The following is a 24,769-nucleotide window of genomic DNA, read 5'->3' as shown; positions in this document are numbered from 1 at the left end:
CGAGCAGGTCCACGCCGCCGCGCCGGGCGCCCACCCCGGCGTACGCCCCGGCGTGGCTGGTGGCGAGCAGCTCGGCGAAGCGGGCCGACTCGCGCAGCGGACCGGCCTCCAGCACCGCGCCGTCGGCCATCACGACCACCTCGTCGCAGCGGCGCACCGAGGAGAGCCGGTGCGCGATGACGATGCCGATCCGGTCGGTGAGCAGCCGTTCGGTGGCCTCTCGTACGCGGTTCTCGGTGACCGGGTCGAGCCGCGCGGTGGCCTCGTCGAGGATCACCACGTGCGGGTCGCGGACCAGGATGCGGGCGAACGCGACGAGTTGCTCCTGCCCGGCGGAGAGCACGTAGCCGCCGTCGCCGAGCCGGGTGTGCACGCCGTCGGGCAGCTCGGCGATCCAGCCGGCCAGGCCCAGCTCGGCCAGCGCCCGCTCGGCCGCGTCCAGCAGCTCCGGATCGAACAGCGCCACGTTCTCGGCGAGCGTGCCGGCCAGGATCTCGGTGCGCTGCGGCACCACGGCGATCCACCGGCGCAGTTCCTCCACGTCCAGGTCGACCAGGTCGGTGCCGCCGAGGAACACCGTGCCGCGCGGTACCTCCACCGCCCGGGTGAGCACCTTTGCCAGCGTCGACTTGCCCGAGCCGGTCCGCCCGACGAGCGCGTACGAGCGCCCGCGGACGAAGTCGAGGTGGACGTCGCGCAGCGCCGGACCGCGGTCGTCCCCGCCGGACGGGTAGCGGTAGGTGAGCCCGCGCACGGTCAGGTCGCCGTCCACCGGGGCGTCGCCGCCGTCCGGCTCCTGCGGCGATCCGGCAAGCAGTTGCACCCGGCCCCAGGCGCCGAACGCCTGTTGCAGGTGCGGCACCCAGCGGGCGATCTGCTCGACAGTCGCGCCGAACGCGACGGCCAGCAGCCAGATCGCGGTGAGCCGCGCGGCGTCCACCCGGCCGGTGGCCAGCGCCCACGCGCCGCCCAGCACCACGCCCGCGACGCCGAGCCCGACCGCGCCGGCGGCGATCGCGGTGACCCGCGCGGAGAGCCGGAATACCCGGACGCACCGGGCGATCACCTCGGCCGCGCGGCGGGCGTAGAGACGCAGCACGTACGGACGGGCGAGGCTGGTGCGCACGTCGTCCTGCCCGTGCACCGCCTCCTCCATCACGGCCGCGAGGTCGGACCACGCCTCCTCCTCGGCCATCCGGGCCGGGGCGATACGGGCGGTCGGGCGACGCAGCGTCACCGCGAGCAGGGAGGTGAGCACGATCATGCCGACACCGGCGGGCCACCAGACGATCAGCGCGCTCACCGTCGCGAGGACGCAGACCGCGAGGCCCTGTGCCAGCCGTACGCCGGTGTTCCGCATCTCGGCGGCGACCTGGTAGACGTCGTTGTCGATCCGGTCGAGCAGTTCGCCGACCGGTGTGGTCTCCAGGGTGGGCAGGTCCTGGCCGAGCGCGACCCGGCAGAGCCGCCGCCGCACGTCGGCCGACCAGTCGGCGGTGAGCCGGGCCATGATCAGCCCGATCAGCAGGTCGGTGACGACAGCGGCGACGAGCGCCACCGCGAGCGCGACGAACCAGCCGGACGAGCGGTGCACCAGCACCGGCCCGGCCAGCGCGGAGGCGGCCGCCTGGCCGGCGGCGCCGAGCACGATCAGCAGCAGGACCGCCGTCATCCGCCGGGGTGCCGTGGCCCAGAGATCTCGGAGCAGGCGCATGGAAGGTCCTCCGGACTCGGCTCGGTGGGGGCGGTGTCCCCAGCCTCGTCCTCACGGCGGCCCGGATTCAACCGAATTACCGGCCCTTGGTCAGGTCCGGGCGACCCGCCGGACGATGCCGAGCAGTGACTCCTGCACCTCGTCAATCGGCCGCTCCGGCGAGAAGACCAGCCAGTCCACTGCTACCACCAGCCCGACGCCGAACAGCGCCGAACTCGCGGTACGCACGTCCAGGTCGGCCGGGAGGTCGCCACTGTCCACGCCGGCCTGCACGGTGTCGGCGATCACCGCGATGGCCTCGCCGCGCAGCAGCCGCAGCGTCTGCTGCCACTCCCTGTTGGTCCGCCACATCTCCGAGAGCAGGAGCTGGGCGAAGGCGCGGTAGCGGCGGATGTACTCCAGCTGGGCGCGGACCAGCGCGCCGAGCGCCTCCAGCGGCGGCAGCCCGTCGACGGCGGCCCGGAACTCGGCGGTGAGCAGGCCGATGCCGTGCCGCAGCAGTTCCTCGAACAGGACGGTCTTGGACTCGAAGTTGTAGTAGACGGTCCCCTTGGCCACACCGGCGCGGGCCGCGATGTCGTCCACAGTGGTGGCCGAGAAGCCCTGCTCGGCGATGAGGTCCACCGCCGCCACGAAGAGGCGCTGGCGGGTGTCCTCGCGCCGGCGTGTCCGTCCGTCCGTCACCGGCTCATCCTCACATGGTCAGTTCGGGGTGCAGCTTCGACGGGGTCAGCCGGCGGGACCGGCGGGCCGCGCCGACGGTGAGCGCCATCGCGCCCAGCCCGAACGCGAGCAGCACCAGCGCGGCGGTGACCACCGGGGCGGTCGTACCGCCGTTGATGGTGTGCCGCAGGCCGTCCACCACGTACGTCATCGGCAGCCAGGGGTGGATGGCCTGGAAGAAGCCGGGCGAGGTCTGCACCGGGTAGGTGCCGCCGGACGAGGTGAGCTGGAGCATCAGCAGCGCCAGCGCGGCCAGCCGGCCGGCCGGGCCGAGCGCCACGCCGAGCAGTTGCATGATCGCGGTGAACGCCAGCGAGGTGAGGGCGAGCAGCCCGAACGTGGCCGGGCCGTGCCTCGGGTCGAGCCCGAGGCCGAGCGTCACCACCGTGTAGAGCACCGTGACCTGGGCCAGGCCGATGCCGGCGGCCGGGAGCCACCCGGCGAGCACGACCCGCCAGCCGGGCGCGCCGGACATCACGTGCCGCCGGTTGACCGGCCGCAACAGCATGTACGTGATCATCGCGCCGACCCAGAGCGCCAGCGACAGGAAGTACGGGGCGAAGCCCACGCCGTACGAGCCGGCCGGGTTCTGCGAGTCGCGGATCAGGCCGACCGGGTCACCGAGCACGCCGGCGCGAGTGGCCGCGTCGTCGTACCCGGGTAGTTTCCGTTCCCCGGCGGCGAGCCCGTCGGCGAGGTCGCCGGCGCCGCCCTCCAGCCGGGTCAGCCCGTCGACCAGGCGGTTGCTGCCGCTGCCGAGCTGAGCCAGGCCGCCGTCGAGCTGGCGGGCGCCGGTGGCGAGCCGGTAGAGGCCGCCGCGCAGCTCGGTCGCGCCGGTCGACGCGTCGCCCAGCCCGTCGCGGAGCTTGGCGCTGCCCTGGGCCAGGGTGGCGAGCCCGCCGGCCAGCTCGTTGACCTTGGCGCGGGCGGAGGCGACGTCGTCGGCCAGGTGCGGCGCGGCGGCGGCCACCTCGCGGGCGGTCTTCGCCACGTCCGTCATCTGCTTGCGCAGCGTGGCCATGTCGGTCTTGTCCAGCGCGGCCACCACGGAGCGGGCCTGCGTGACGGCCCGGTCGGCGGCCTTGCGGGCGGCGGCGAAGTCCGGGTTGTCGGACAGTTCGGGGTGTTCCTTCGCGACCGCGTCGAGCCGGTCGCGGATCTCCTCGGCGGTCGCGACCACCTCGGCGGCCTTGCCCGGCAGCGCGTCCAGCCCGGCGGCGAGCTGCTGCGCGCCGTCGGCGACCAGCGTGGCCGCCTTCTCGATCTTGTCGGCGTTGCGGCGCAGCACCGGCTCGTACTTGTCGGCGGCGGCGTTCACGGTGGCCGCGGCGGCCTTGGTCTCGGTGGCGGCGCGGCCGGCGCCGTCGGCGAGCTGGGCGGCGCCGGTCCGTAGCTGGTCGAGGCCCTTGGCGAGCTTGTCCGCGCCCTGGACCGACTGGTTGAGTCCACCGGCGAGCTGCCCGGCGCCGTCCTCGGCGTCACCGAGCCCGTCGGCGATCTTTCCCGCGCCCTGCTGGGAGCTGCCGAGCCCGTCGGCGATCCTCCCGGCGCCGTCGGCGGCGCGTCCGGTCTCGGCCTTGGCGTCGGTGAAGCCGATCAGCATCTTGTCGAAGTACGTGGCGGCGGTGCTCTGCGCGGCGGCGGCCCGGATCTCGCTGAACGCCGACCGGGCGAGCAGGCCGGAGAGGTAGTTGGTGGCGTCGTCGTTGACGACCTTCAGCTCGCCCTGCCGGGCCGGGCGGTCCGGTTCCGGGCCGGCGGCGAGGGTGGCGGAGAAGTCCTCCGGGATGGAGAAGACCAGGTGGTAGCGCCCGTCGCGCAGCCCCTTGGTGGCATCGGCCTGGTCGGTGACGGTCCAGCCGAAGACCTTGCGGTCGAGCAGCTTCTCGGTGAGGTCGCGGCCGGCGTGCACCTCGCTGCCGTCACCGGCGGTGGCCGGACGGTCGGCGTCGACCAGGGCGACCGGGATCCGATCCATCTTCCCGTAGGGATCCCAGAACGCGTACAGGTAGAGGGCGCCGTAGAGCAGCGGGACGATGGTGAGCACCGCCAGGGCGGCGCGTGGCAGCCGGCCCCGGGTCATCCGTCGCAGCTCGAACACGGCCAGTCGCAGGACGCTCATGCGGGCACCTCGGCGGGCTCGGTGGGAACGGTCAGGGCGGGAACGGGCGGAACCGGGTCGCCGATGCGGTGCACGGTGGCGGCGACTCCGGGTTCGACGGTGCGGGCGCTGGCGACCACGGCGTACCCCTGGTCGGCGAGGCGCTCCAGCGCGCCCCACATCCACTCCCGCTCGGGGCGGTCGGCGCCGGCGTCCACGTCGTCGGCGACGATGAGGCTGGGGCCGCCGAGGCTGGCGAGCACGAGCCCGAGCACCTGCCGCTCGACCGGGGTGAGGTCGCGGCCGTACCGGTCGGGGTCCAGCGGCGCGTCGGTGAGTCCGGCGCCGGCGATGGCGGCGGCGTAGGCGTCGCGGCGGTAGGCCCGGCGGGCCCGGACCGCTGCCACCGGCACGAGGCGGCGCCGGCGGCGGGGCACCGGGCCGAGCAGCAGCAGGCGTTCGGTGATGTGCTCGGCGACGGTGAGCGTCGGGTCGGGTTCGTGCACGCCGGCCACCTGGCCGAGCGCGGCCGGGCCGCGGCGGCGCAGCTCGCCGTGGTTGTGCGGGAAGCGCCCGGCCAGCGTGAGCAGCAGCGAGGTGCGTCCGCTGCCGGGCGGGCCGGTGACGGCGTGCAGCTCACCGCTCGCGGCGGTGAGGTCGACGTCCCGGTAGACCCAGCCGCGGCGGGTGCGCAGGCCCAGGCCGACGGCCTCGACGATGTTCATTCCGCTCCCGATTTCCGAACTGACTAGTCAGTATAAAAACATGCCCAGCATAGCGCCGGGTGTCCGGATCGGGACGTCTGGCGGGAGTGATCCTCAGAACAGCACTGTGGCGAGCGTGCCGACCGGGCGGAAGCCGCAGCGCTCGTAGACCCGGCGGGCGGGCAGGTTGAAGTCGTTGACGTAGAGGCTCACCGTGGGCGCGACCCGTTCCAGCGCGTCGCGGACCACTGCCGCCATCGCGGCGGTGGCGATGCCCCGGCCGCGCCACTCGGGCGCCACCCAGACGCCCTGCACCTGCGCGGTCCGGCGGGTCACCACTGCCAGCTCCGCCTTGAAGACCACCCGCCCGTCGACGAAGCGGGCGTAGGCGCGGCCGGCGCGCACCAGCTCGGTCACCCGCCGCCGGTAGCCGCGCCCGCCGTCCTCGGCCAGCGGCGACACCCCGACCTCCTCGGTGTACATCGCCACCGCCGCCGGGAACAGCCGGTCGACCTCGTTGCCGCGCACCCGCCGCACGTGCGGGTCGGGCGCCACGGCGGGCAGCGCGTCCGTCGCCAGCAACGGCTGGTTCGGGCGTACGTCCCGAGCCGGCCCCCAGTGCGCGGAGAGGCGGTCCCAGAGCCCGAGCACCGCGTCGGCCCGGCCCACGATCGAGGAACAGAGCCGCTCCTCGGCGCTCAACTGGTCGGCGAACGCGGTCACCGCCGACTCGGACGCGAGCACCGGGGTCAGGTTGCCGCCCAGCCAGCAGATCGACTCCAGGTGCCGGCGGGAGCCGTACCCGAGGATCCGCGCCTCGGCCCGCCACCAGGCCAGACCGCGTGCCGCCACCCGCTCGGCGACCTGCGCGGCGGCGTACGGGTCGAGGTCGAGCAGCCGCTCGACCGCGCGGCGCTCCGACTCCCCGAGTTGGCGTACCGGCACCGTGAGCACGGCTACCAGCCTGCCAGATCCACCCCGGCGCGCGCGGGCCGACCGGGCACCTGCCGCACGGCCCTCAGCCGGCCGCCGCCGGCACCGGTTCGGGCGCGGCCGGCCGGGTCCGGGCGGCCCATCGCACCACAGGCGGCACCAGCGTGCCGAGCAGCAGGAACACCACGCCGAGCACCAGCCAGCCGGGCACGCCCCAGCCGATCGCGAGCGTGGTCACCACCACCGGGGCGACCATCGAGCCGAGCTGCATGCCCATCCCGTACGCGCCCTGGTACTGCCCGTGCGCGTGCGCCGGGGCCAGGCCGAAGGAGATGCCCCAGCCGGCCGCCGCGTGCCACAGCTCCCCCACCACGTGCACCAGCGCGCCGGCCAGCAGCAGCGGCACCGCCACCGCCACCGGTACGCCGCCCCCTGCGGCGAACAGCGCGCAGGCGGCAGCGAGCAGGACGCCGGCCCGGCGGGCGGCCCGGCCCGCGCCGGTCAGGTCCTCGGTGCCCCGCGAGGCGCGGACCTGGAACAGGATCACCACCACCGTGTTCACGAGCAGGCAGACGGAGATCAGCCAGTTCGGTGCGCTGGTGTGCCCGGCGATCCAGAGCGGCAGGGCGATGTTGATCAGCGAGAAGTGCATGGACATGAGCCCGTCCAGCACGGTGAAGGCGAGGAACGGGCGGTCCCGCAGCGCGATCAGCCGTGGCCCGTGCGCCGGGGCGGGCATCGGCGGCACCGGCGGGAGCCGCAGCAGCACGGCCGCCGCCAGCACGTACGTGGCCGCGTCGAGCAGGATCAGCGTGACGTACGCGCCGCGGGTGTCGGCGGCGAGCGCGAACCCGGCCAGCACGGTGCCCACCGAGATCCCGACGTTGGTGACGGCGCGCAGGTAGGCGCGGGTGCGGACCCGCTGGTCGGGCGGTACGGCGCCGGCGATCAGCGCGCCCCGGGCACCACGGGTGCCCGCGTCCGCGACCGCCATCAGCATGCCGACGACCAGGAAGCCGGTGAAGGAGCGCACCGTGACCAGGGCGGTCGTGCACGCGGCCGAGGCGAGCAGCGCGGCCATCTGGAGTCCGCGCGGGCCGAGGCGGTCGGCGAGATAGCCCATCGGGGTGCTCGCCACCAGGCTGACCAGCGCGGTGAGCGTGAGCGCCACGCCGACCTGGGCCACCGAGAGCCCGACCGACCGGGTGAGGAACAGCGCGCTGGCGGTGAGCCAGGTGCCCCGCCCGACGGTGTTGACGAGCGTGGAGAGGGCGAGGGTCCGGGACGGGCCCGGTTCGGGAAGCAGGCGCACACCGGCAGCCTAACAATACGTACGTACGGTTTGCAGTCCGGTTTACGCGACGTCTTGCTGGCGATGCATTGCCGATATATCGTTGATGCATCACTGATACGACGACAGAAGGAGAACCACTGATGAGTTTCCATCGACGCATGCACGCCATGCACGACGAGATGCGCCGCCACGGCGGCTTCGGCTTCCCGCCCGTACCTCCGGGTCCGCCGCCCTTCTCCCCCGGACCGCACGGTCGCGGGCGGGGGCGCGGCGGCCGGGGACGCGGACGGCGGCCGAACGTCCGCGGCGCGGTGCTGGCCCTGCTCACCGAGCGGCCGATGCACGGCTACGAGATGATCCAGGAGATCGACTCCCGCACCGGCGGGGCCTGGCGGCCCAGCCCCGGCTCGATCTACCCGACGCTGCAACTGCTGGAGGACGAGGGCGTCATCGCCACGGCCGCCGACTCCGAGGGCGGGCGCAAGCGGTTCGCGCTGACCGAGGCGGGGCAGGCCGAGGCGGCCGACGCGGCGCAGACCCCGCCCTGGGCGGAGTTCGCCGAGCAGACAGTCAACAGCTGGCACGACATCCGCGACGCCGGGGCGCAGGCCATGCAGGCGCTGCGGCAGGTCATGACCACCGGCACCGACGACCAGCGCGCCCGGGCCGCCCAGGTGCTCGACGAGACCCGGCGCAAGCTCTACGCCATCCTCGCCGAGTCCGAGTGAACACCGCCGCCGCGACGGCACGCCGGCCGGACGACGACCGGCGTGCCGTCAGGCGCGGCGCGCGGTGACGAGCAGGTACTCCCAGCGCATCACGCCGCCGTCCAGGTGCCGGGCCGCCAGGTCGGTCAGCGCGCGGTCGAGACCGGCCGTGCGCTCCGGGTCGCCCGCGTTCGCCCGGTAGACCGCCACTGTGGGCCCGTAGTGGGTGGCGAAGAAGTCCCGGAACTGTTCCGGCGTGGCGAACCGGTTCACCACCACGGCGTCGCGCCCCAGCCGGAGCGCGTCGACCCGGTCGCCGAACAACTCCCGGACATGGTCCTCGTCGCCCCAGAGCGGGGGCGGCTGCGCACCCGGCGGCGGTGGCGGCGCGTACGGCCGCATGGCCGCGAACAACTGGCCCACGAAGCCCTCCGGGGTCCAGTTGACCAGGCCGATCGTCCCGCCCGGCCGGCACACCCGCAGCACCTCGTCGGCGGCGGCCCGGTGCCGGGGCGCGAACATCACGCCCACACACGACAGCACCGCGTCGAACGCGGCGTCCGCGTACGGCAGCGCCTCCGCGTCCACCTCCTCCCAGGTCAGCGTCAAGCCCTCCCGCTCGGCCTCGGCCCGCCCGATCGCCAGCAACTCCGGGGTGAGGTCGCCGGCCACCACCTCCGCACCGGCCCGGGCCGCCGGCAGAGCCGCGTTGCCGGTCCCGGCCGCCACGTCCAGCACCCGCATGCCCGGCGCCACCCCGGCGGCGCGGACCAGCGTCGCCCCCAGCTCCGGGATCACCTGCGCGGCCACGGCGGCGTAGTCACCCATCGCCCACATCGCACGGTGCCGGGCCTTCACCGCGGCGTCCTGTTCCCGTTCCTCGATCATCTGTCGCTCCTCACAGTCGTCCCTGCACAGGACGCTAGGCAGCGGACGACCCGGCCCCCAGTACGAGATCTGTACCGCTCCCGACAGGCTGCTGGCCGGGGCGGCGGGCCGGGCGTAGCGTGCCCGCCATGGGGGCCTCCTACCACCAGTTCTGCCCCGTGGCGAAGGCCATGGAACTGCTCGACGAGCGGTGGACGCTGCTCGTGGTCCGGGAGTTGGTCAGCGGCTCGGAACGCTTCAACGAGCTGCGCCGGGGCCTGCCCCGGATGTCACCGACCCTGCTGTCCCGCCGGCTGCACCAGCTCGTCCGCGCCGGGGTGGTGGAGCGGCGCGTCGACGGCGCCGACGTGCGCTACGTCCCGACCGCCGCCGGACGCGAACTGCGGCCCGTGCTGGAGGCGCTCGGCGCCTGGGGCGTGCGCTGGATCGGCGAACTGGGCGACGCCGACCTGGACCCGAAGCTGCTGCTGTGGGACATGCACCGGCACGTCGACCACGACGCGGTCCCGCCGGGGCGTACCGTCGTGCGGTTCCGCTTCCGGGACGTGCCCACGACGCGGCGCGACTGGTGGATGGTGATCGCCGCGGGCGAAGCCGACGTCTGCGACATCGACCCCGGGCACGACGTGGCGGTGACGGTCACGGCGGACCTGCGCGCGCTGGTCCAGGTCTGGATGGGCGACCTGGAGTGGGCCGCGGCGCTGCGCGGCGGCGCGGTGGAGCTGGCCGGGCCGGAGGCGCTGCGGCGCGCCGCGCCCGGCTGGTTCACCCTCTCCCCCTTCGCCGCCGTGCCCCGGCCCTGAGACGGCGCGTGCGGCCGCCCCCGAACGGGGACGGCCGCACGACGACGCGGAGAACAGATCAGTGCACGGTGACGGTGGCGCCGCCCGGCACCAGGTCACGCAGTTCCTCGGGGATCTCGGCGCCCATCTCGTCGGCGATCCGCAGCGCCTCGGTGATCAGCGTCTCCACGATCTGCGCCTCGGGCACGGTCTTGACGACCTTGCCCTTGACGAAGATCTGGCCCTTGCCGTTGCCGGAGGCCACACCCAGGTCGGCCTCGCGGGCCTCACCCGGACCGTTCACCACGCAGCCCATGACCGCGACGCGCAGCGGCACCGGCAGGCCCTCCAGCCCGGCGGTGACCTCCTCGGCCAGCTTGTAGACGTCGACCTGCGCCCGGCCGCAGGACGGGCAGGAGACGATCTCCAGGCCGCGCTCGCGCAGGCCCAGCGACTCCAGGATCGCGTTGCCGACCTTGATCTCCTCGACCGGCGGGGCGGACAGCGAGACCCGGATGGTGTCGCCGATCCCCTCGGCCAGCAGCGCGCCGAACGCCACCGCCGACTTGATCGTGCCCTGGAACGCCGGGCCGGCCTCGGTCACGCCGAGGTGCAGCGGGTAGTCGCACTTCTCGGCCAGCAGCCGGTAGGCGCGGATCATCACCACCGGGTCGTTGTGCTTCACCGAGATCTTGATGTCCCGGAAGCCGTGCTCCTCGAACAGCGAGCACTCCCACAGCGCCGACTCCACCAGCGCCTCGGCGGTGGCCTTGCCGTACTTGGCCAGCAGGCGCTTGTCCAGCGAGCCCGCGTTGACGCCGATCCGGATCGGCACGCCCGCGTCGCCGGCGGCCCGCGCGATCTCCTTGACCTTGTCGTCGAACTGCCGGATGTTGCCCGGGTTCACCCGGACCGCGGCGCAGCCGGCGTCGATCGCCGCGAAGACGTACTTCGGCTGGAAGTGGATGTCGGCGATCACCGGGATCTGCGACTTCTTGGCGATCGCCGGCAGCGCCTCCACGTCGTCCTGCGACGGCACGGCGACCCGGACGATCTGGCAGCCGGACGCGGTCAGCTCGGCGATCTGCTGGAGCGTGGCGTTGACGTCGGCGGTGAGGGTGGTGGTCATGGACTGCACCGAGACCGGCGCGCCACCACCGACCGGCACCGAACCGACCATGATCTGGCGGCTGGCCCGGCGCGGGGCCAGCGGCGGCGGCGGTACGGGGGGCATACCGAGACTGACAGCGGTCACTTCAGGCACTCACCTTGAGAAGAGCGTGATGGGGTTGATGACATCGGCGGTGACCGTCAGCAGCGTGAACGCGCCACCGATCAGGATCACCGCGTACGTGAACGGCATGAGTTTGAGGTAGTCGACACGCCCCGGATCGGCGCGGCCGATGCGCGCGTAGAGCCAGGACCGCGCCCGTTCGAACCAGGCGATGGCGATGTGGCCGCCGTCCAGCGGGAGCAGCGGCAGCAGGTTGAACACGCCGATGAAGAAGTTCAGCGACACGAAGAGCATGAAGAACACCAGCCAGGCGTTGTTCTCCACGGCCTCGCCGCCGAGCCGGCTGGCGCCGACCACGCTGATCGGGGTGTCCACGTCGCGCTCGCCGCCGGTGATCGCGTTCCACAACGCGGGCACCTTCTGCGGGATGCGCTGCATGGCGTGCGCGGTCTGCACGGCCATGGTGCCGGTGAAGTCGGCGGTGGCGCCGAACGCGGCGACCGGGCCGTACTCGACCCGGGTCGGGGTGCTGGGCGAGAGCGCCACGCCGAGCGCGGAGACCGCCGAGGTGGCACCCTTCGGGTCGCCCAGCGGCGGACGCTGCACGGAGGCCAGGTCGACCCGCGCCTCGGCCGGCTTGCCGTCACGCACGTAGGCGACGGTGGCGGTGCCGGGCGGGGTGGCCCGGACCACGTCGAGCATGTCGCCCCAGGTCGAGACCGGCTTGCCGTTCACCGCGGTGATCCGGTCGCCGTCCTTGAGCTGGGCCTTCTCGGCCGGGCTGGCCGGGTCGCCGGACTCGCAGGCCCGGGCCGCGTTCTCCACCACCACGCACGGCGCGATGGCGATCACCGCCGGCTCGGCCCGGAAGCCGGCCTCGGTGCTGGGGAACTTCGGGTTCGGCAGCCCCACCGACACCGCGATGATCCAGAGCGCGATCAGGGCCAGGGCGAAGTGGGTGATCGAGCCCGCGGACATCACGATCGTCCGCTTCCACACCGGGTAGCGCCACATGGCGCGCTTCTCGTCCCCCGGCTCGACGTCGTCGTCCTGTGGGGTCATGCCGACGATCTTGCAGAAGCCGCCGAGCGGGATGCCCTTGACGCCGTACTCGGTCTCGCCCCGCTTGAACGACCAGAGCGTCGGGCCGAAGCCGACGAAGTAGCGGGTGACCTTCATCCCGAACGCCTTGGCGGTGAGCATGTGCCCCGCCTCGTGCAGGCTCACCGAGATGAGGATCGCCAGGGCGAACAGCACCACCCCGAGCAGATAGCTCATCGAGCTCCTTCCACCGACCCGACGATGATCTCCTGGGCGTGCGCCCGTGCCCACGACTCGGCGGCGAGCACGTCCTCGACGGTACCTGGTTCGTCGAAATCGGGAGCGTCCTCCAGCACCCGCTGGAGGGTGTCGACGATGCCGAGGAACGGCAGCCGGCCCGCGACGAACGCCGCCACGCACTCCTCGTTCGCCGCGTTGTAGATCGCCGGGCGGCAGCGCCCGGCCTCGCCCGCCGCCTTGGCCAGCGCGACAGCCGGGAACGCCGCGTCGTCGAGCGGGAAGAACTCCCAGGTGTGGGCGGTGGTCCAGTCGACGGCCGCGGCGGCGCCGGGCACGCGGTCCGGCCAGCCGATACCGAGCGCGATGGGCAGTCGCATGTCCGGCGGGCTGGCCTGGGCGAGCGTGGACCCGTCGGTGAACTCGACCATCGAGTGGATCACCGACTGCGGGTGGACCATCACCTCGATGTCGGCGTACGGCACGTCGAACAGCTCGTGCGCCTCGATCACCTCCAGCGCCTTGTTGACCATCGTGGCGGAGTTGATCGTCACGACCGGGCCCATGTTCCAGGTCGGGTGCGCCAGCGCCTGCTCCGGCGTCACGGCGGTCAGCTCGTCCCGCCGCCGCCCCCGGAACGGGCCACCACTGGCGGTGACCACCAGCCGCCGTACCTCGCTCCGGGCGCCGCCGCGCAGGCACTGCGCCAGCGCCGAGTGCTCGGAATCAACAGGGACGATCTGCCCCGGCCGCGAGACGGCGGCCTTGACCAAGGGGCCGCCGGCCACCAGGGACTCCTTGTTGGCGAGCGCGAGGGTACGACCGGCGTGCAGCGCGGCCAGCGTCGGCGGCAGGCCCAGCGAGCCCACCACCCCGTTGAGCACCACGTCGCACGGCCACTGCGCCAGCTCGGTCATCGCGTCCGGCCCGGCCACGATCTTGGGTAGCTTGAAGTCGCCGGTGGCCCAGCCGCGCCGGCTCGCCTCGGCATAGAACGCGAGCTGAAGATCCTGCGCGGCGGACGCGCGGGCCACACCGACCGCCTCCACGCCCAGCTCCAGCGCCTGCGCGGCAAGCAACTCCACGTTGCCGCCACCCGCGCCGAGGGCAACCACCCGGAAGCGGTCCGGGTTGCGCTTGACGATGTCGATGGCCTGGGTGCCGATCGAGCCGGTCGAGCCGAGCAGCACGAGATCTCGGGGAGTGGTCACCGGACCATTGTTCCCCAGCGCCTCACCCCGGTTCGTCCCGGAGTGCCCGGCGACATGATCCACTCCACTTCCCCGAGGTGGTGGCATCCCAGCCGCCGCGATGCCACCACTTCGGCGAACTGGTTTCGATCACGCCTGCGGCGCCTCCTCGTCGTGGGCTGGTCAAGACACCCGAGCAGATCCAACGGCCCCGAGACGGGTCGTGGTCAGGCCAGGTCGAGGAGCTTTAGATCGTCATGGTCGGCGAAGTCCGCGTAGTCCTTGCCATTGAAGGTCGCGAGCGGAAGCCGGTGGACCAGGCAGCATGCGGCGATCCATGAGTCGTTGACCGGCCGCGGCCGTCCACGGAGCTGGGCCGTGGCCTGAATTCGGCCCCAACGCACCGCGACGGCCTCGTCGAAGGGCAGCAGGACCAGGTTCCGGCGCCAGAGCGCCAGGTCAGCCAACTTGCGCGGGCCCCAGCTGCGGACCACGGTCCACTTGGTCAACTCCCCCAACGTTACGAAGGTGATGGCGAGGGTCGACCCGGTCAGCCGCGCTCTCAACCGCTCGTCCACTCGGCCTCGCAGGATCGCCGAAGCCACGTCGGTGTCCAGGACGATGATGCTCAAGCCAGTCCCTCGCGCCGGGAGGCGTACAGGTCGGCGAGGAAGCGGTCCAGTTCCTCGTCCGATTCGATCAGGTCCGGACGGGCAAGGTCGTCGAGACTGGTGACCGGCTCGACGCCCTGGCGCCGTGCGAGTTCGTCGGCCGGCACGTGAAACGTGCTCGGCCAGTCCGGGTTGCGCTCGGCGTCGGTCGACATGGGGGCGCTCACCTTCTCCACCTCACTGAATGCCTCATCCTCTCACCTGGCAGCGCTGAAACCTGCCGATCGCACCGGAGGATCACACGTTCTCGGAGCCGCCGGTCGCACCCACTGTGCGCCTGTCCCGCCGAACGGTCAGGCGAGGCGCTCCCGGGCGTAGGTCTCGGGCTACGGGGACGCGATCGTCCCGTCTGGCGCGGTGAGGTGCTCCAGGTGCTCCAACGGCAGGTGCGAGGGCTGCCACTCCAGGAACAGCGCGGTGGCGTCGTCGTCGAGCTCGTCCTGCTGGTAGGCGAGGACGGCGCGCACCAGCCGGCGCATCGTCTCCGGGCTGGGCAGCCGCTCGTTGAGGGCACGCTCGACGAAGTCGACGAGCCGGTCCAGCCCGAACCGTTCCCCGTCGTCGCCCCGGGCGTCGGTGATGCCGTCGGTGTAGGCGAGGATGCGGTCGCCCGGGTGCAGCGCCTCCTCGTGCGCCCGCGGGCGCCGCGTCGACAGGTTGCCCAGCCCGAGCGGCAGCGCGGTCGGTCCGGGCAGTGCCCGGACGGCCTTGCCGTCCCGCAGCAGCATGGCGCCGGGGTGGCCGGCGTTGATGGTCCGCAGCACGCCGGTCCGCCGGTCGAGTTCGGCGAGCAGCGCGGTCGCGAACAGGCCGGGGTGTTCGGAGCGGACCCACCTGTCGATGCTGATCGCCGTGTCGACCAGGTCGAGACCGGTGCGCCGGGCGTTGCGGTACGCGCTGACCACGAGCGAGGCCAACGCGCTCGCCTTGATCCCGTGCCCGCAGGTGTCGAAGAGCCCGACGCTGAGCACGTCACCGTTGAGCGCGTAGTCGAAGATGTCCCCGCCGACGTCGTAACACGGTTCGAGGATGGCGGTGATCACCAGCTCGTCCGTCGCGAAGGTCAGCGGCGGCAGCAGCCCCCACACGGTCTCGGCGGCGACCTGCATCGGCAGGCGGCGGCGGATCCGTTCCACGACGTCGCCGTAGAGCCGGCGGTTCACCAGGACCTGAGCGACGGCGACCGCCACCTCCCAGGCCGGCCGGTCCAGCGCGGGGTCGCCGGCGCGCGACGACACGATCTCCAGCGCCCCCAGCCGTTCGCAGCCGAGCAGCAGGGGCACCCAGAGCCGGTCCGGGCGGTCAGGGGCGCGCTGCACCTGCAGGCCGGTGAACGCCCGGCCGGCCAGCGTCGTCTCGATCGTGAGTTCGTCCCGGGGCGCGCCCGCGCCGACCAGGGGTACGAGCGAGGACTGCGTGTAGTCGGCCAGGTAGATCACGATGTCGGTGGCCCCGATGACGGGCGCGACCCGGTTCACCAGGAGCGACAGGTCGTCCGGACCGCCCCGGGCGGCGTGGAGGTGCAGCCAACGCGCTGCGTCGCCACCGTCGACCATCCGTGCCTCCCCCGCGTCCCCACCACCGTAGGAGGCCGAGGGCGAACTGCCAACGGCACGGCTCAGGCCGGACGTTCCAGGACGAAGGTCTCCAGTTCGACCCCGCCGTACCAGTCGGTGCGCACGCCTTCGTGCGTCATGCCGAGGCGCCGGGCCACCGCCATCGACGGGTCGTTCCCGGCCATCACCACCGCGTACACCCTCGGGGTGCCGGTGGCGAACTCGCGTTCCACCACCGCGCGGGCCGCCTCGGTCGCGTAACCGTTGCCCTGGGCGTCGGGGTGCAGGTGCCAGCCGACCTCGATGTCGTCGGTCAGGGTGACGCCGTCGCGTCCCGGCAGCGGCTTGAGCAGGATGCTCCCCGCCACCGGCCCGCCGGCACGCGGCTCGATCGCCCACAGGCCCCACCGGCCGTCGTACGGCGCCCAGCGTTCGTGCCACATCCGGACCCGCTCGCGCGCCTCGGACGGGTCGGTCATCCGCCCCTTGCCGCCGCCCAGCCAGCGCATCACCTCGTCCCGTGAGTAGATGTCGTAGATCCGGGCCAGGTCGTCCGGCGACTCTGTCCAGTCGCGGAGCACCAGCCGGTCGGTCGTGGCGATCGTCATGCCGCCGGATCGTAATGCGTGGCGCGGGCTCGTACGGGGAACGAGAGGGCGATGGGCGACGGGTGGGAGCGGACCAAGCGGATCACGGCTGCGGCGTTCCGGCCGGTCCGCGGCCGGGACCTGTCGCTGCACGCCGCCGCGATCACCTTCTACGGCGCGATCGCCGTGGTGCCGGTGGCGCTGCTGGCGATCTGGCTGACCGGGCTGCTCGCCGGGGCGGACCGGGTGCGGCGGCTGACCGGGTACGCGATCGACACGCTGCCCACCGAGATCGGCGCCCACCGGGCGGCGGCCGCACTCGTCGAGGCCGGGCTGGGGCTGACCCCGCTGCTGGCGCTGGCGTCGCTGCTGCCGGCCTCGCTCTACGGGGAAGGACTGCGCCGCGCCTTCGTCTCGGTGGCCGAGCCGCGCGCCGAGTCCGGCGCGCTGGTCGGCTGGCGGGGGCGCCTGCTGCTGCTCCCGCTGCTGGCGCCGGCCCCGGTGCTGCTGCTGTCGATCCTGCTCGGGCTGCCGATGACCACCCGGCTGGTACGCCAGGGCGGCTGGATCGGCGCGCTCGGCGTGGTGCTGTCGTTCCTCGCGGTGTGGCTGGTGCTCACGCCGGTGCTGATCTGGGTGTTCCGGGTGGTCGGCCCGGCCTCGCCGGACTGGCTCGCCACAGTGGCCCTGGGCTCGTTCACGGCGGCGAACCTGTCCGGCTTCGTGCACGGCTTCGTGCTGTTCTGCTCGCTGCCGCTGGACCTGGGCGTGCCGTTCGGCGGGTTCGACGAGATCGGCGGCGGCGTGGCGGTGCTGCTCTGGCTGTACCTGTTCCACGTGATCGTGCTGTCCGGCTACTCGGCCACGCTGGCGGCGAGCCGGTGGCGGGCCACCCGGGAGGCGGCCCGCGCCTGACGGCGGGAGGTCAGCGCCGGAACGGGCCGCGCACCTCGTACGTGATGCCGCCGGTCCCGGCCCGGGCGCCGCTGGTGCCGCGCTGCGAGGAGAAGTAGAGCCGGCTGCCGTCCGGCGAGAACGCCGGCCCGGTGATCTCCGACTCGGGCTGCCCGAGCAGCCGCAGGAACGGTGCCACCACACCGGCCGGGGTGATCACGTTGATCTCCATGTTGCCGCCGTCCTCGGCCACGTAGAGGTCACCGCCGGCGGTACCGGTGATGTTGTCGACGCCGGTCAGCGGCGCGGCACCGGCCGGCACCAGCGAGTCGTCGTACGCGAGGTCGAGCCGCTCGTTCACCGCGTCGTACGCCCACACCCGGTTGTCCCCCTTGGTGGTGAACCAGCAGGTGTCGTCGGCGTACCAGCAGCCCTCGCCGCCGTCGAACGTCTGCGCCGCGCCCACCTGGTAGCGGGTGGGCACCGGGAATCCGTCGCGGTCCGGCAGGTCCCGCCAGGTCACCGGGCCGGTCACCTGGCCGTCCGGGGCGCACAGCACCTGCACCTTGCCGGTGCGCAGGTCACCCCAGGTGTCCGGGACGAACCGGTAGAAGCAGCCGTCGCCCTCGTCCTCGGTCAGGTAGACCACCCGCCGCTGCGGGTCGCAGGCCGCCGCCTCGTGCTTGAAGCGGCCCATCCGGGTCCGCTCCTCGCCGGACCGGCCGCCCTCGGGCCAGGTCTCGAAGACCCGCCCCAGCGGCACCTCCTCGCAGGACAGCCACGTCCCCCACGGGGTCGGCCCGCCCGCGCAGTTGACGTTCGTGCCGCCGAGGATCCGGTACGCGGCGGCGATCGCGCCGTCGGCGGCGAACCGCACCGCCGAGGCGCCGCCGACGAGCGGCACCTCCGAGTTGGAGACGTAGATCCAGCCGTCGCCGGCCGGGAAGCAGGCGCCGCCGTCGGGCGCCGGGTGCCAGGTGTACGAGGTGCCGGCGACCCGCTGCCCGGACCGCGCGATCACCCGGCTGGTGAAGCCGGCCGGCAACTGGAGGGCGTTGGCGTCGGCGGCCAGCAGGTCGCCGTACGGGCCGGGACCGGGCTGGGCGGGCTGGGCCGGGGCGGCAGCGGCGGCCCAGAGACCACCGGCGAAGGCGGCGGCGCCACCGACGGCTGTGGCACGCAGGACGGTACGACGATCCATCGGGGGTGACCTTCCCGGAGGCGGTGGGTGTCCCGTCGACGGTAGGACGAGAAATGCATCGACCACCGCCACTATAGAGTGAACGCCCGGTGACGGCCGTCCGGCGTCAGAGGCCCTCGACGTACCGCTTGGCGTCGGCGAGCGACATGTGCGTGTGCTCCCGCACCACCTTGATCGCCTGGATCTTCTTCCCCTGGTACAGCAGCCGCGCGGCCTCGGCCCGCACCGCCTCGTCGACGCCCTTTCCGGGGGCCGGAGGGCCGGGCGACCAGGTTCCACCGGCCGTCAGCGCGTCCACCGCCCGCTTCGCGTCCAGCAGCGACAGCCCGGTCTGCTCGCGCAGCACCTTGACCGCCTCGACGGTACGCCCCGCGCGGGCCAGCCGGAGCACCTCGGCCTGCCCGTCGCCGGCCGGGCGATCCGGGGCGACCAGGTCCCGGGGACGGTCGCGCCGCAGCACGAGCAGGAGAAGGAGCACCACCACGACGAGCGCCACCGCGAGCGCGATCTGGACAGCCGGGGACATGCCCGGAACGGTAGCGCCCCAGGGCGAACCCTCCCGCAATAGCTCGCCCGCCGCTACGCTCCGGCCCATGAGCGACGCGAGTGAGCTGCCGTCCCGCGCCGACGTCGTGGTGGTCGGCGCCGGGCACAACGGCCTGGTCTCGGCGATCCTGCTGGCCCGCGCCGGCCTGGACGTGCTGGTGCTGGAGGCGTCCGGCGTGATCGGCGGGGCGACCCGCACCGAGAACCCGTTCCCGAAGGTGCCGGGGCTGCGTCACTCCACCGGGTCGTACCTGCTCGGGCTGATGCCGCCGGAGCTGCTGGCCACGCTCGACGTGACCATCCCGGTGCTGCGCCGCGACCCGCACTACTTCCTGCCCACGCCGGGCGGGCTCGGTTCGCCGTACCTGCTGGCCGGCAGCGACGTGGCGGCGAGCCGGCGGCAGCTCGCGGAGATGTTCTCCCCCGCCGACGTCGCCGCCGACGACGCGCTCCACGCCGAGCTGGCCCAGCTGCGGGAGGATCTCGCCCCGGCGTGGCTGGCCGAGCCGCTGCCGGTCGAGGAGACCGCCGAGCGCTACGTGCGGCCCGCGTTGCGGCAGGTCTTCGTCGACCTGGTACGCGGCTCGGTGGCCGACCACCTGGCCCGCTTCGACTTCCGCTCCGAGCTGCTGGTCAGCATGTACGCGGTCACCGACGGCCTGTCCGGGCTGAACGCCGGCCCGGACGACCCCGGCACCGGGCACAACTTCCTGGTGCACAACATGTGCCGGCTACCAGGCGCGGACGGCACCTGGATGATCACCCGGGGCGGCATGGGTACGGTGTCCCGCACGTTCGCCGAGGCCGCCGTGCGCGCCGGGGCGCGGATCGTGGCCGACGCGCCGGTCACCGCAATCCGGCTGGCCGGAGGCGCCGCCGCCGGGGTGACGCTCGCCGACGGGCGGGAGGTGGACGCCCCTGTGGTGCTCGGCGCCTGTGACCCGTACCGGCTGATGGGGCTGCTGCCCGACGGCGCGCTCCCGGCGGAGCTGGGCGCGCGGATGGCGGCGGTCCGCCGCCCCGGCACCACGCTCAAGCTCAACCTGGCGCTGACCGGGCTGCCGCGCTTCTCCTGCCTGCCGGCCGACGCGCCGAGCCCGTTCGGGTCGACCATCCACCTGCTGCCCGGCTCGGCCTCGCTCGTCGGCGACGGCGGCGAGTCGCCGATGGCGGCGCTGCGCGGCATGTGGGCGGACGTGCGGGCCGGGCGGCTACCGGAGGAGCCGACGATCGAGTGGTACCTGCACACCACTGTCGACCCGTCGCTGTCCGACGAGGCGGGGCACCACTCGTCGGCGTTGTTCGTGCAGTCGGTCCCCTACGAGCTGGCCGGCACCACCTGGGAGGCGGCGCTGCCCGGCTACGTGGAGCGGCTGATCGCGATCTGCGAGCGGTACGCCCCGGGCGCCGGTGACCTGGTCGCGGACGCGGTGCCGCTGCCGCCGCCCGGCATCGAGGCGCATTTCGGGATCACCGGCGGGCACATCCACCACGTCGACAACACTGTGTCGTTCACCGACCGGATGCCGTACGCGACGGGGGTGGACGGGGTGTACGCGGGCAGCGCCGGCTGCCACCCGGCGGGCAGCGTGATCGGCGCGGCCGGGCACAACGCCGCCCGCCGCATCCTCGCCGACCTGGGCTGAGTCCTCACGGCGTCTCGGGCGCCTCCTGACCGGCGGGCGGGAGGTCGCCCGGGCCGCGCACCAGGTAGACGCCGACAAGCAGCAGGTACGCCAGCAGGCTCAGCACCGGGTCGACGAACACGATCGCGAACGCGACCAGGTAGAGCAGCGGACCGAGGCGGAACCGGCGGGCCACCGCCCGCGCCAGCCTCGGGTCCAGGCCCGGTTGCAGCAGCCCGCGGCGGCGCGCCCACCACCAGCTCAGGTTGAAGAACAGCGCCTCACCGAGCACCACGCCCGCGTACAGCGCGGCGGTCAGCCGCTGGTCACCGACGGTGCCGCGCAGGTTGTCCGCGAGCAGGTCGGCGGTGAACGGGATCGCCGCCACGAACATCAGCAGCAGCAGGTTCAGCACCAGCAGCATCTGGTCGACCCGGCGGACGTAACGCCACATGTTGTGGTGGGTCAGCCAGACCTGGCCGACGATGGCGAACGTGATCACGTACGCCAGGTAGGCGCGCCACTCGTGCAGCAGCGCGGCCGGCAGCCCGTCGTCCTGCGGCGTGTCCGGGTCGAACGACAGCAGCTCGACGGCCATCAGGGTGAGCACGATGGCGATCACGGCGTCGCTGAACGCCTCCACCCGGGAGGCGTCGCGCGCCATCTCGTTGCCGCGCCCGAACCGGTACGCCGGTTCCCTGTCCGCACCCGTCACGCCGCCCCCTCACGACCGATGGTCGCGTGCCGGGGCGGCGTGCGGGGCGAAACCGTCAGACGGCCGGCGTCGAGGTCTCCGCGTCGGCGCGGTGCGCGCGGATCTTGTGCCCGACGCTGGTCAGGCAGCGCCCGCTGGCCAGGTCGAACTTCCAGCCGTGCAGCTGGCAGGTGAGCTGGTCGCCGTCGACGATGCCGAACCGGCTCAGGTCCGCCTTCAGGTGCGGGCAGCGCCGCTGCACCACCCAGCCGTCGAGCGTGATGTCCTCGGCGTCGACCGCCCGCTCGTGCTCGTCGTACCAGCCCTCGGCGTACTGGAGGCGCTCCTCGGACAGGCACTTGAAGAAGGCGTAGACGAACTCGTTGTACTGGCCGATGCGGGCCGCGGAGAAACGGCAGGACAGGAAGAGGGAGTTGACCCAGTCCACCTCGCCGATGTGCAGCAGGTGCTCGATCAGCGCCCGCTCGGTCCGGAACCGGTAGCGGACCTTCTCGTCCGCGTACGGCCGGACCTCCTTGCCCGGGAAGTCCACCACGATGGATTCGACCTCGGCGCCGTCGTAGCCGACCAGGTCGAAGCGGACCGGCCCGCCGACGCCCTTGGCCAGGTAGATCGACTCGTCGAGCAGCGGCTCGATCCGGCGCTTCATCTCACCGAGCACGTCGACCTCGGGGTGCCGCCAGGACGCCTTCTCGGCCTCGATGACCGGGCGCTTGCGCTCCCGCATCTCCTCCAGGTGGGCGACCTTGTTCGCGAAGAACTCCTCCACCGGCACCGGGTGCGTGGTGGTGGCGCCCTCGGTGGTGACCTCCGAGACGCTGCCCGGCAGCAGCACGATGCCGTTGGTGCCGCCGACCTTGGCGTACTCGGCCAGGAACACCGACTGGTCGGGGAAGATGTTGCCCTCGTCGCCGAAGATGTCGTTGAACTGCCACAGCTCGTCGTCGAGGAAGCACGGCGGGCCGGCGATCGGGAAGACGTGGTCGGCCTTCAGGTCGTCGATGTAGCGCCACGTGCGGTCGAACTGCCGGTCCCGCTTCTGCTTGCCGAACGCGGTCTTCGCCGCCTGCGGCAGCTCGTAGACCATCGGGTACCAGATCGCGCCGGAGAACTGGAGCATGTGCGCGTGCACGTGGCCCAGCTCGGCGAAGACGGTCAGGTCGGTCGGGCGGGCGTCGTTCTGGTTGAGCAGCCGGACACCGTCGTACTCGACCCAGAGCGACGAGTCGCCGATCGGGCCGTCGGTCGGGCTGGTCAGCGCCTGAATCATGATCTTCAGGCCGCCCGGTAGCTCCACGACCTGCTCGTTCGGGGCCTTGAGGAACTTGGTGAAGCCCAGCTCCCGGAACTCGTCCTCCATCTCCGAGGTGGGGAACTCGGGCAGCAGGACGGTGGCGTCCTTCGACACGAAGTCACGCAGGTGCTTCGCGTCGAAGTGGTCCCGGTGCAGGTGCGACACGTACAGGTAGTCGACCTGGCCGAGGGTCGCCCAGTCGAGCAGGGAGTTGTCCGGGAAGGGGAACCACGAGGCGAAGTAGGCGGGGTTGACCCACGGGTCGCACAGGATGCTGCCCGCGGCCGTGTCGATCCGCATGCTGGCATGCCCCGTACCGGTCACTCGCACCGCAGTCCTCCTCAAAAAGGCATCAAGGTGTACGTCAAGACGCTACCGGAGGCAGTGTGCTCGCCGTCCCGCGACGCCGGTAGTGGCCATCCGCCCCCACCGGTACGGGACCAACGACCCGGGCCGCGCCGCCCGCCCGCTGTCGCCCGCCCGGGTCATCCCCGGCACAGGAGGTCGGACCCTGCGCCGGGCCCGGTTGGGGCCGTGCCAGACTGATCGGAGATCCGATCGCGAGGGAAGGACCGACAGTGGCAGGAGACGAGCCGGTAACCGCGCCAGATCAGCACAAGCCCGGACACCGCAAGTCCGGACGGATCGGTGCGGTGCTGTCGGCGGTGGCTTTGGTACTGATGGCGCTCTGCGGGATCGAGGAGGGCCGGGTGGAGCACATCTGGCTGTTCGGGATCGCCGGACTGCTGATCGCCATCGTCATCGGCGACGCCGTGCTGCGCCGCAACGGCCTGCGGTCCTGACGCGCGGCGCCCACGGTAGTGCGCGAAGGGCCCGCCCCCTCACCGGGGGGCGGGCCCTTCGTCGTCTCGGGAGGCGGGGTCAGCGGCCGAGCAGGATGTCCTGCACGTCCTTGAGCGCGGCGTCGACCTCGGCCTCGAAGTAGCCACCGGGCACCAGCCCGAAGCGCAGCGTGTCGAGTTCCTTCGGGTTCACCGGCATCGGGTTGCGCCCCTGCATGCCGCCGAGCAGCGTCTCGAAGAACCGGTCGACCTGGTCCGGGTCGTACCCGCTGCCGAACCGCCGGACCTGGAAGCTGCGCCGGATCTGGTCGACCCGGTGCAGGTCGCTGCCGGGCGGGCCGGCCATCGGCGGCCCCACCATCGGCGGACCGGCGACCGGCGGGCTCACGAGCGGCGGGCCGGTCATCGAGGGGCCCGGGCCGTAGCCCTGGTCCGGCGGCCCGTAACCCGGGTCCGGCGGGCCGTAGCCGGGCTCCGGTGCGCCGTAACCCTGCTGCGGCAGCGCCGGCGGGCCGCCGGGGCCACGACCGCGCAGCTCACGCTCGGGCATGCGGATCTCGGCGGTCATGTCGGCACGGGCACGCCGGCCGGCCTCGAACCCGTCGAAGCGCTCCTCCTGGCCGTACCCGCCAGGGCCGCTGTCCGGGGGACCGTACCCACCGGGGCCGCTGTCCGGCGGGCCGTACCCACCGGGGCCGTTGTCCGGCGGACCGTAACCGCCCGGGCCGTTGTCCGGCGGACCGTAACCGCCCGGGCCGGGCGGCAGGCCGCGCGGCGGCGGGCCGCCGTGCCCCATCGGCGCGCCCGGGCCCATCGGGCCGGGGCCACCCGGGCCGCGGGGGCCGTCGTAGCCACCGCGCGGGCCGTCGTAGCCACCGGCGAACGCGCCGGTCGGCTCGTCGTAGCGGTTGCCGTACCGGTCGGCGGGCGGGCCGGGCTGGGCGGGCATCTGCCGGGGCGGCATCGGCGGCTGCGGCACCGGCGACATACCCCGGTCGTCGCGCATCGGCGGGCCGAGCCGGTCGGCCATCCGGGGGTCGCCACCGCGCCCGGCCGGCGCGCCACCGCGCTCCTCCAGCTCGGCGAGCTGCCGCTCGACCCGGTCGAGGTGCAGGTCGACCTGCCACTCGTCGTAGCCGTTGAACCGGACCCGGAAGACGACGTCGTGGACCTCCTGGGAGGCCACGGGCGCGCCGATCGGCTGGCCGTCGAGTGTCGCCTCGACCCGGTCCAGGAAGGCGTCGACCTCGTCGACCTTGTAGCCCCGGCGGAGCGCCTTACGCCGGAAACGCTGACCCTGACTCGCCACTATGTCTCCTGGTCTCGTAC

24 protein-coding genes are annotated in these 24,769 nt (G+C 73.3%); 5 read left to right on the top strand and 19 right to left on the bottom strand.

Annotation, left to right across the window (positions count from 1 at the left end; genetic code table 11):
* From OC439_RS20565 to OC439_RS20540, 6 genes are all read right to left on the bottom strand, one after another.
* Nucleotides 1-1,714: ABC transporter ATP-binding protein (locus tag OC439_RS20565; RefSeq protein ID WP_262014825.1), on the bottom strand; the 1,714-nt coding region annotated here is incomplete at its 3' end.
* A gap of 90 nt (nt 1,715-1,804) precedes the next feature.
* A complete protein-coding gene (locus tag OC439_RS20560; protein ID WP_073830318.1) occupies nt 1,805-2,398 on the bottom strand; it encodes a TetR/AcrR family transcriptional regulator in 594 nt (197 codons plus the stop codon).
* A 10-nt stretch (nt 2,399-2,408) separates the two neighbouring features.
* On the bottom strand, nt 2,409-4,559 hold the full coding sequence (locus OC439_RS20555) for a YhgE/Pip family protein (RefSeq protein WP_262014824.1): 2,151 nt from the start codon (nt 4,557-4,559) through the stop codon (nt 2,409-2,411).
* Nucleotides 4,556-5,263: an ATP-binding cassette domain-containing protein gene (locus tag OC439_RS20550; RefSeq protein WP_262014823.1), complete on the bottom strand. Its 708-nt coding sequence runs from the start codon at nt 5,261-5,263 to the stop codon at nt 4,556-4,558. The genes OC439_RS20555 and OC439_RS20550 overlap by 4 nt, the downstream gene beginning before the upstream one ends.
* 93 nt (nt 5,264-5,356) lie before the next feature.
* Nucleotides 5,357-6,196, bottom strand: coding sequence for a DUF4081 domain-containing GNAT family N-acetyltransferase (locus tag OC439_RS20545; RefSeq protein ID WP_262014822.1), 840 nt, complete (start codon nt 6,194-6,196; stop codon nt 5,357-5,359).
* A gap of 64 nt (nt 6,197-6,260) precedes the next feature.
* The gene (locus OC439_RS20540) at nt 6,261-7,487 is read right to left on the bottom strand and encodes an MFS transporter (RefSeq protein ID WP_262014821.1); all 1,227 of its coding nucleotides are present in this window, start codon (nt 7,485-7,487) and stop codon (nt 6,261-6,263) included.
* Between the two features lie 122 nt (nt 7,488-7,609).
* On the opposite strand from OC439_RS20540, the gene OC439_RS20535 reads away from it, so the two are divergent.
* Nucleotides 7,610-8,197 carry a PadR family transcriptional regulator gene (locus OC439_RS20535; protein WP_262014820.1) on the top strand — a complete coding sequence of 196 codons (588 nt, stop codon included), beginning with the start codon at nt 7,610-7,612 and terminating at the stop codon, nt 8,195-8,197.
* Nucleotides 8,198-8,245: 48 nt separating this feature from the next.
* Here OC439_RS20535 and OC439_RS20530 read toward each other — a convergent pair whose 3' ends face one another.
* The gene (locus OC439_RS20530) at nt 8,246-9,064 is read right to left on the bottom strand and encodes a class I SAM-dependent methyltransferase (protein ID WP_262014819.1); all 819 of its coding nucleotides are present in this window, start codon (nt 9,062-9,064) and stop codon (nt 8,246-8,248) included.
* A gap of 128 nt (nt 9,065-9,192) precedes the next feature.
* Between OC439_RS20530 and OC439_RS20525 the strand changes: the two genes are divergently transcribed.
* Nucleotides 9,193-9,867, top strand: a complete 675-nt coding sequence (locus tag OC439_RS20525; RefSeq protein ID WP_262014818.1) for a winged helix-turn-helix transcriptional regulator — start codon at nt 9,193-9,195, stop codon at nt 9,865-9,867.
* 58 nt (nt 9,868-9,925) lie between these two features.
* Here OC439_RS20525 and ispG read toward each other — a convergent pair whose 3' ends face one another.
* The 7 genes from ispG to OC439_RS20490 form a co-directional block, all read right to left on the bottom strand.
* The gene (ispG, locus tag OC439_RS20520) at nt 9,926-11,101 is read right to left on the bottom strand and encodes a flavodoxin-dependent (E)-4-hydroxy-3-methylbut-2-enyl-diphosphate synthase (protein ID WP_262014817.1); all 1,176 of its coding nucleotides are present in this window, start codon (nt 11,099-11,101) and stop codon (nt 9,926-9,928) included.
* Between the two features lie 9 nt (nt 11,102-11,110).
* Nucleotides 11,111-12,358: a M50 family metallopeptidase gene (locus OC439_RS20515; protein ID WP_262014816.1), complete on the bottom strand. Its 1,248-nt coding sequence runs from the start codon at nt 12,356-12,358 to the stop codon at nt 11,111-11,113.
* Nucleotides 12,355-13,569: a 1-deoxy-D-xylulose-5-phosphate reductoisomerase gene (gene dxr, locus OC439_RS20510; protein ID WP_262014815.1), complete on the bottom strand. Its 1,215-nt coding sequence runs from the start codon at nt 13,567-13,569 to the stop codon at nt 12,355-12,357. The genes OC439_RS20515 and dxr overlap by 4 nt, the downstream gene beginning before the upstream one ends.
* A gap of 206 nt (nt 13,570-13,775) precedes the next feature.
* On the bottom strand, nt 13,776-14,180 hold the full coding sequence (locus tag OC439_RS20505) for a type II toxin-antitoxin system VapC family toxin (RefSeq protein WP_262014814.1): 405 nt from the start codon (nt 14,178-14,180) through the stop codon (nt 13,776-13,778).
* Complete coding sequence (locus OC439_RS20500; RefSeq protein WP_262014813.1) at nt 14,177-14,374, bottom strand: hypothetical protein; 198 nt, start codon at nt 14,372-14,374, stop codon at nt 14,177-14,179. Before OC439_RS20500 ends, OC439_RS20505 begins: the two co-directional genes overlap by 4 nt.
* Before the next feature lie 171 nt (nt 14,375-14,545).
* A complete protein-coding gene (locus tag OC439_RS20495) occupies nt 14,546-15,775 on the bottom strand; it encodes a PP2C family protein-serine/threonine phosphatase (RefSeq protein WP_262014812.1) in 1,230 nt (409 codons plus the stop codon).
* A gap of 62 nt (nt 15,776-15,837) precedes the next feature.
* Entirely contained in the window at nt 15,838-16,383 is a 546-nt protein-coding gene (locus OC439_RS20490; RefSeq protein WP_262014811.1) for a GNAT family N-acetyltransferase, read from the bottom strand.
* Nucleotides 16,384-16,434: 51 nt separating this feature from the next.
* Between OC439_RS20490 and OC439_RS20485 the strand changes: the two genes are divergently transcribed.
* A complete protein-coding gene (locus OC439_RS20485) occupies nt 16,435-17,277 on the top strand; it encodes a YihY/virulence factor BrkB family protein (protein ID WP_262014810.1) in 843 nt (280 codons plus the stop codon).
* Between the two features lie 10 nt (nt 17,278-17,287).
* On the opposite strand, the gene OC439_RS20480 is transcribed toward OC439_RS20485, so the two are convergent.
* Both OC439_RS20480 and OC439_RS20475 read right to left on the bottom strand, forming a co-directional pair.
* Nucleotides 17,288-18,457, bottom strand: coding sequence for a PhoX family protein (locus OC439_RS20480; RefSeq protein ID WP_262014809.1), 1,170 nt, complete (start codon nt 18,455-18,457; stop codon nt 17,288-17,290).
* A 106-nt stretch (nt 18,458-18,563) separates the two neighbouring features.
* Complete coding sequence (locus tag OC439_RS20475; RefSeq protein ID WP_262014808.1) at nt 18,564-18,983, bottom strand: ribosomal protein L7/L12; 420 nt, start codon at nt 18,981-18,983, stop codon at nt 18,564-18,566.
* Between the two features lie 67 nt (nt 18,984-19,050).
* Between OC439_RS20475 and OC439_RS20470 the strand changes: the two genes are divergently transcribed.
* The gene (locus OC439_RS20470; RefSeq protein WP_262014807.1) at nt 19,051-20,649 is read left to right on the top strand and encodes a phytoene desaturase family protein; all 1,599 of its coding nucleotides are present in this window, start codon (nt 19,051-19,053) and stop codon (nt 20,647-20,649) included.
* Nucleotides 20,650-20,653: 4 nt separating this feature from the next.
* On the opposite strand, the gene OC439_RS20465 is transcribed toward OC439_RS20470, so the two are convergent.
* Nucleotides 20,654-21,292, bottom strand: a complete 639-nt coding sequence (locus OC439_RS20465; protein ID WP_030269894.1) for a TMEM175 family protein — start codon at nt 21,290-21,292, stop codon at nt 20,654-20,656.
* Between the two features lie 106 nt (nt 21,293-21,398).
* Nucleotides 21,399-22,967: a Rieske 2Fe-2S domain-containing protein gene (locus OC439_RS20460; RefSeq protein ID WP_262014806.1), complete on the bottom strand. Its 1,569-nt coding sequence runs from the start codon at nt 22,965-22,967 to the stop codon at nt 21,399-21,401.
* A 248-nt stretch (nt 22,968-23,215) separates the two neighbouring features.
* On the opposite strand from OC439_RS20460, the gene OC439_RS20455 reads away from it, so the two are divergent.
* Nucleotides 23,216-23,440 carry a hypothetical protein gene (locus tag OC439_RS20455; protein WP_013284612.1) on the top strand — a complete coding sequence of 75 codons (225 nt, stop codon included), beginning with the start codon at nt 23,216-23,218 and terminating at the stop codon, nt 23,438-23,440.
* Between the two features lie 79 nt (nt 23,441-23,519).
* On the opposite strand, the gene OC439_RS20450 is transcribed toward OC439_RS20455, so the two are convergent.
* Nucleotides 23,520-24,749 carry a DivIVA domain-containing protein gene (locus OC439_RS20450; RefSeq protein WP_262014805.1) on the bottom strand — a complete coding sequence of 410 codons (1,230 nt, stop codon included), beginning with the start codon at nt 24,747-24,749 and terminating at the stop codon, nt 23,520-23,522.
* Nucleotides 24,750-24,769 lie beyond the last annotated feature (20 nt).

Source organism: Micromonospora sp. Mcm103 (assembly GCF_024519755.1).
GTDB lineage: Bacteria > Actinomycetota > Actinomycetes > Mycobacteriales > Micromonosporaceae > Micromonospora > Micromonospora aurantiaca.
This window is presented reverse-complemented; position numbering and strand designations above follow the sequence as displayed.

What these genes read in the sequence shown, in the direction of transcription:
- OC439_RS20555 (WP_262014824.1), bottom strand. Translation starts at nt 4,559, where the DNA reads ATGAGCGTCCTGCGACTGGCCGTGTTCGAGCTGCGACGGATGACCCGG.
- OC439_RS20470 (WP_262014807.1), top strand. Translation starts at nt 19,051, where the DNA reads ATGAGCGACGCGAGTGAGCTGCCGTCCCGCGCCGACGTCGTGGTGGTC.
- OC439_RS20530 (WP_262014819.1), bottom strand. Translation starts at nt 9,064, where the DNA reads ATGATCGAGGAACGGGAACAGGACGCCGCGGTGAAGGCCCGGCACCGT.
- OC439_RS20485 (WP_262014810.1), top strand. Translation starts at nt 16,435, where the DNA reads ATGGGCGACGGGTGGGAGCGGACCAAGCGGATCACGGCTGCGGCGTTC.
- OC439_RS20475 (WP_262014808.1), bottom strand. Translation starts at nt 18,983, where the DNA reads ATGTCCCCGGCTGTCCAGATCGCGCTCGCGGTGGCGCTCGTCGTGGTG.
- OC439_RS20515 (WP_262014816.1), bottom strand. Translation starts at nt 12,358, where the DNA reads ATGAGCTATCTGCTCGGGGTGGTGCTGTTCGCCCTGGCGATCCTCATC.
- OC439_RS20550 (WP_262014823.1), bottom strand. Translation starts at nt 5,263, where the DNA reads ATGAACATCGTCGAGGCCGTCGGCCTGGGCCTGCGCACCCGCCGCGGC.
- OC439_RS20480 (WP_262014809.1), bottom strand. Translation starts at nt 18,457, where the DNA reads ATGGATCGTCGTACCGTCCTGCGTGCCACAGCCGTCGGTGGCGCCGCC.
- OC439_RS20525 (WP_262014818.1), top strand. Translation starts at nt 9,193, where the DNA reads ATGGGGGCCTCCTACCACCAGTTCTGCCCCGTGGCGAAGGCCATGGAA.
- OC439_RS20500 (WP_262014813.1), bottom strand. Translation starts at nt 14,374, where the DNA reads ATGTCGACCGACGCCGAGCGCAACCCGGACTGGCCGAGCACGTTTCAC.
- OC439_RS20465 (WP_030269894.1), bottom strand. Translation starts at nt 21,292, where the DNA reads ATGGCGCGCGACGCCTCCCGGGTGGAGGCGTTCAGCGACGCCGTGATC.
- OC439_RS20495 (WP_262014812.1), bottom strand. Translation starts at nt 15,775, where the DNA reads ATGGTCGACGGTGGCGACGCAGCGCGTTGGCTGCACCTCCACGCCGCC.
- OC439_RS20535 (WP_262014820.1), top strand. Translation starts at nt 7,610, where the DNA reads ATGAGTTTCCATCGACGCATGCACGCCATGCACGACGAGATGCGCCGC.
- OC439_RS20490 (WP_262014811.1), bottom strand. Translation starts at nt 16,383, where the DNA reads ATGACGATCGCCACGACCGACCGGCTGGTGCTCCGCGACTGGACAGAG.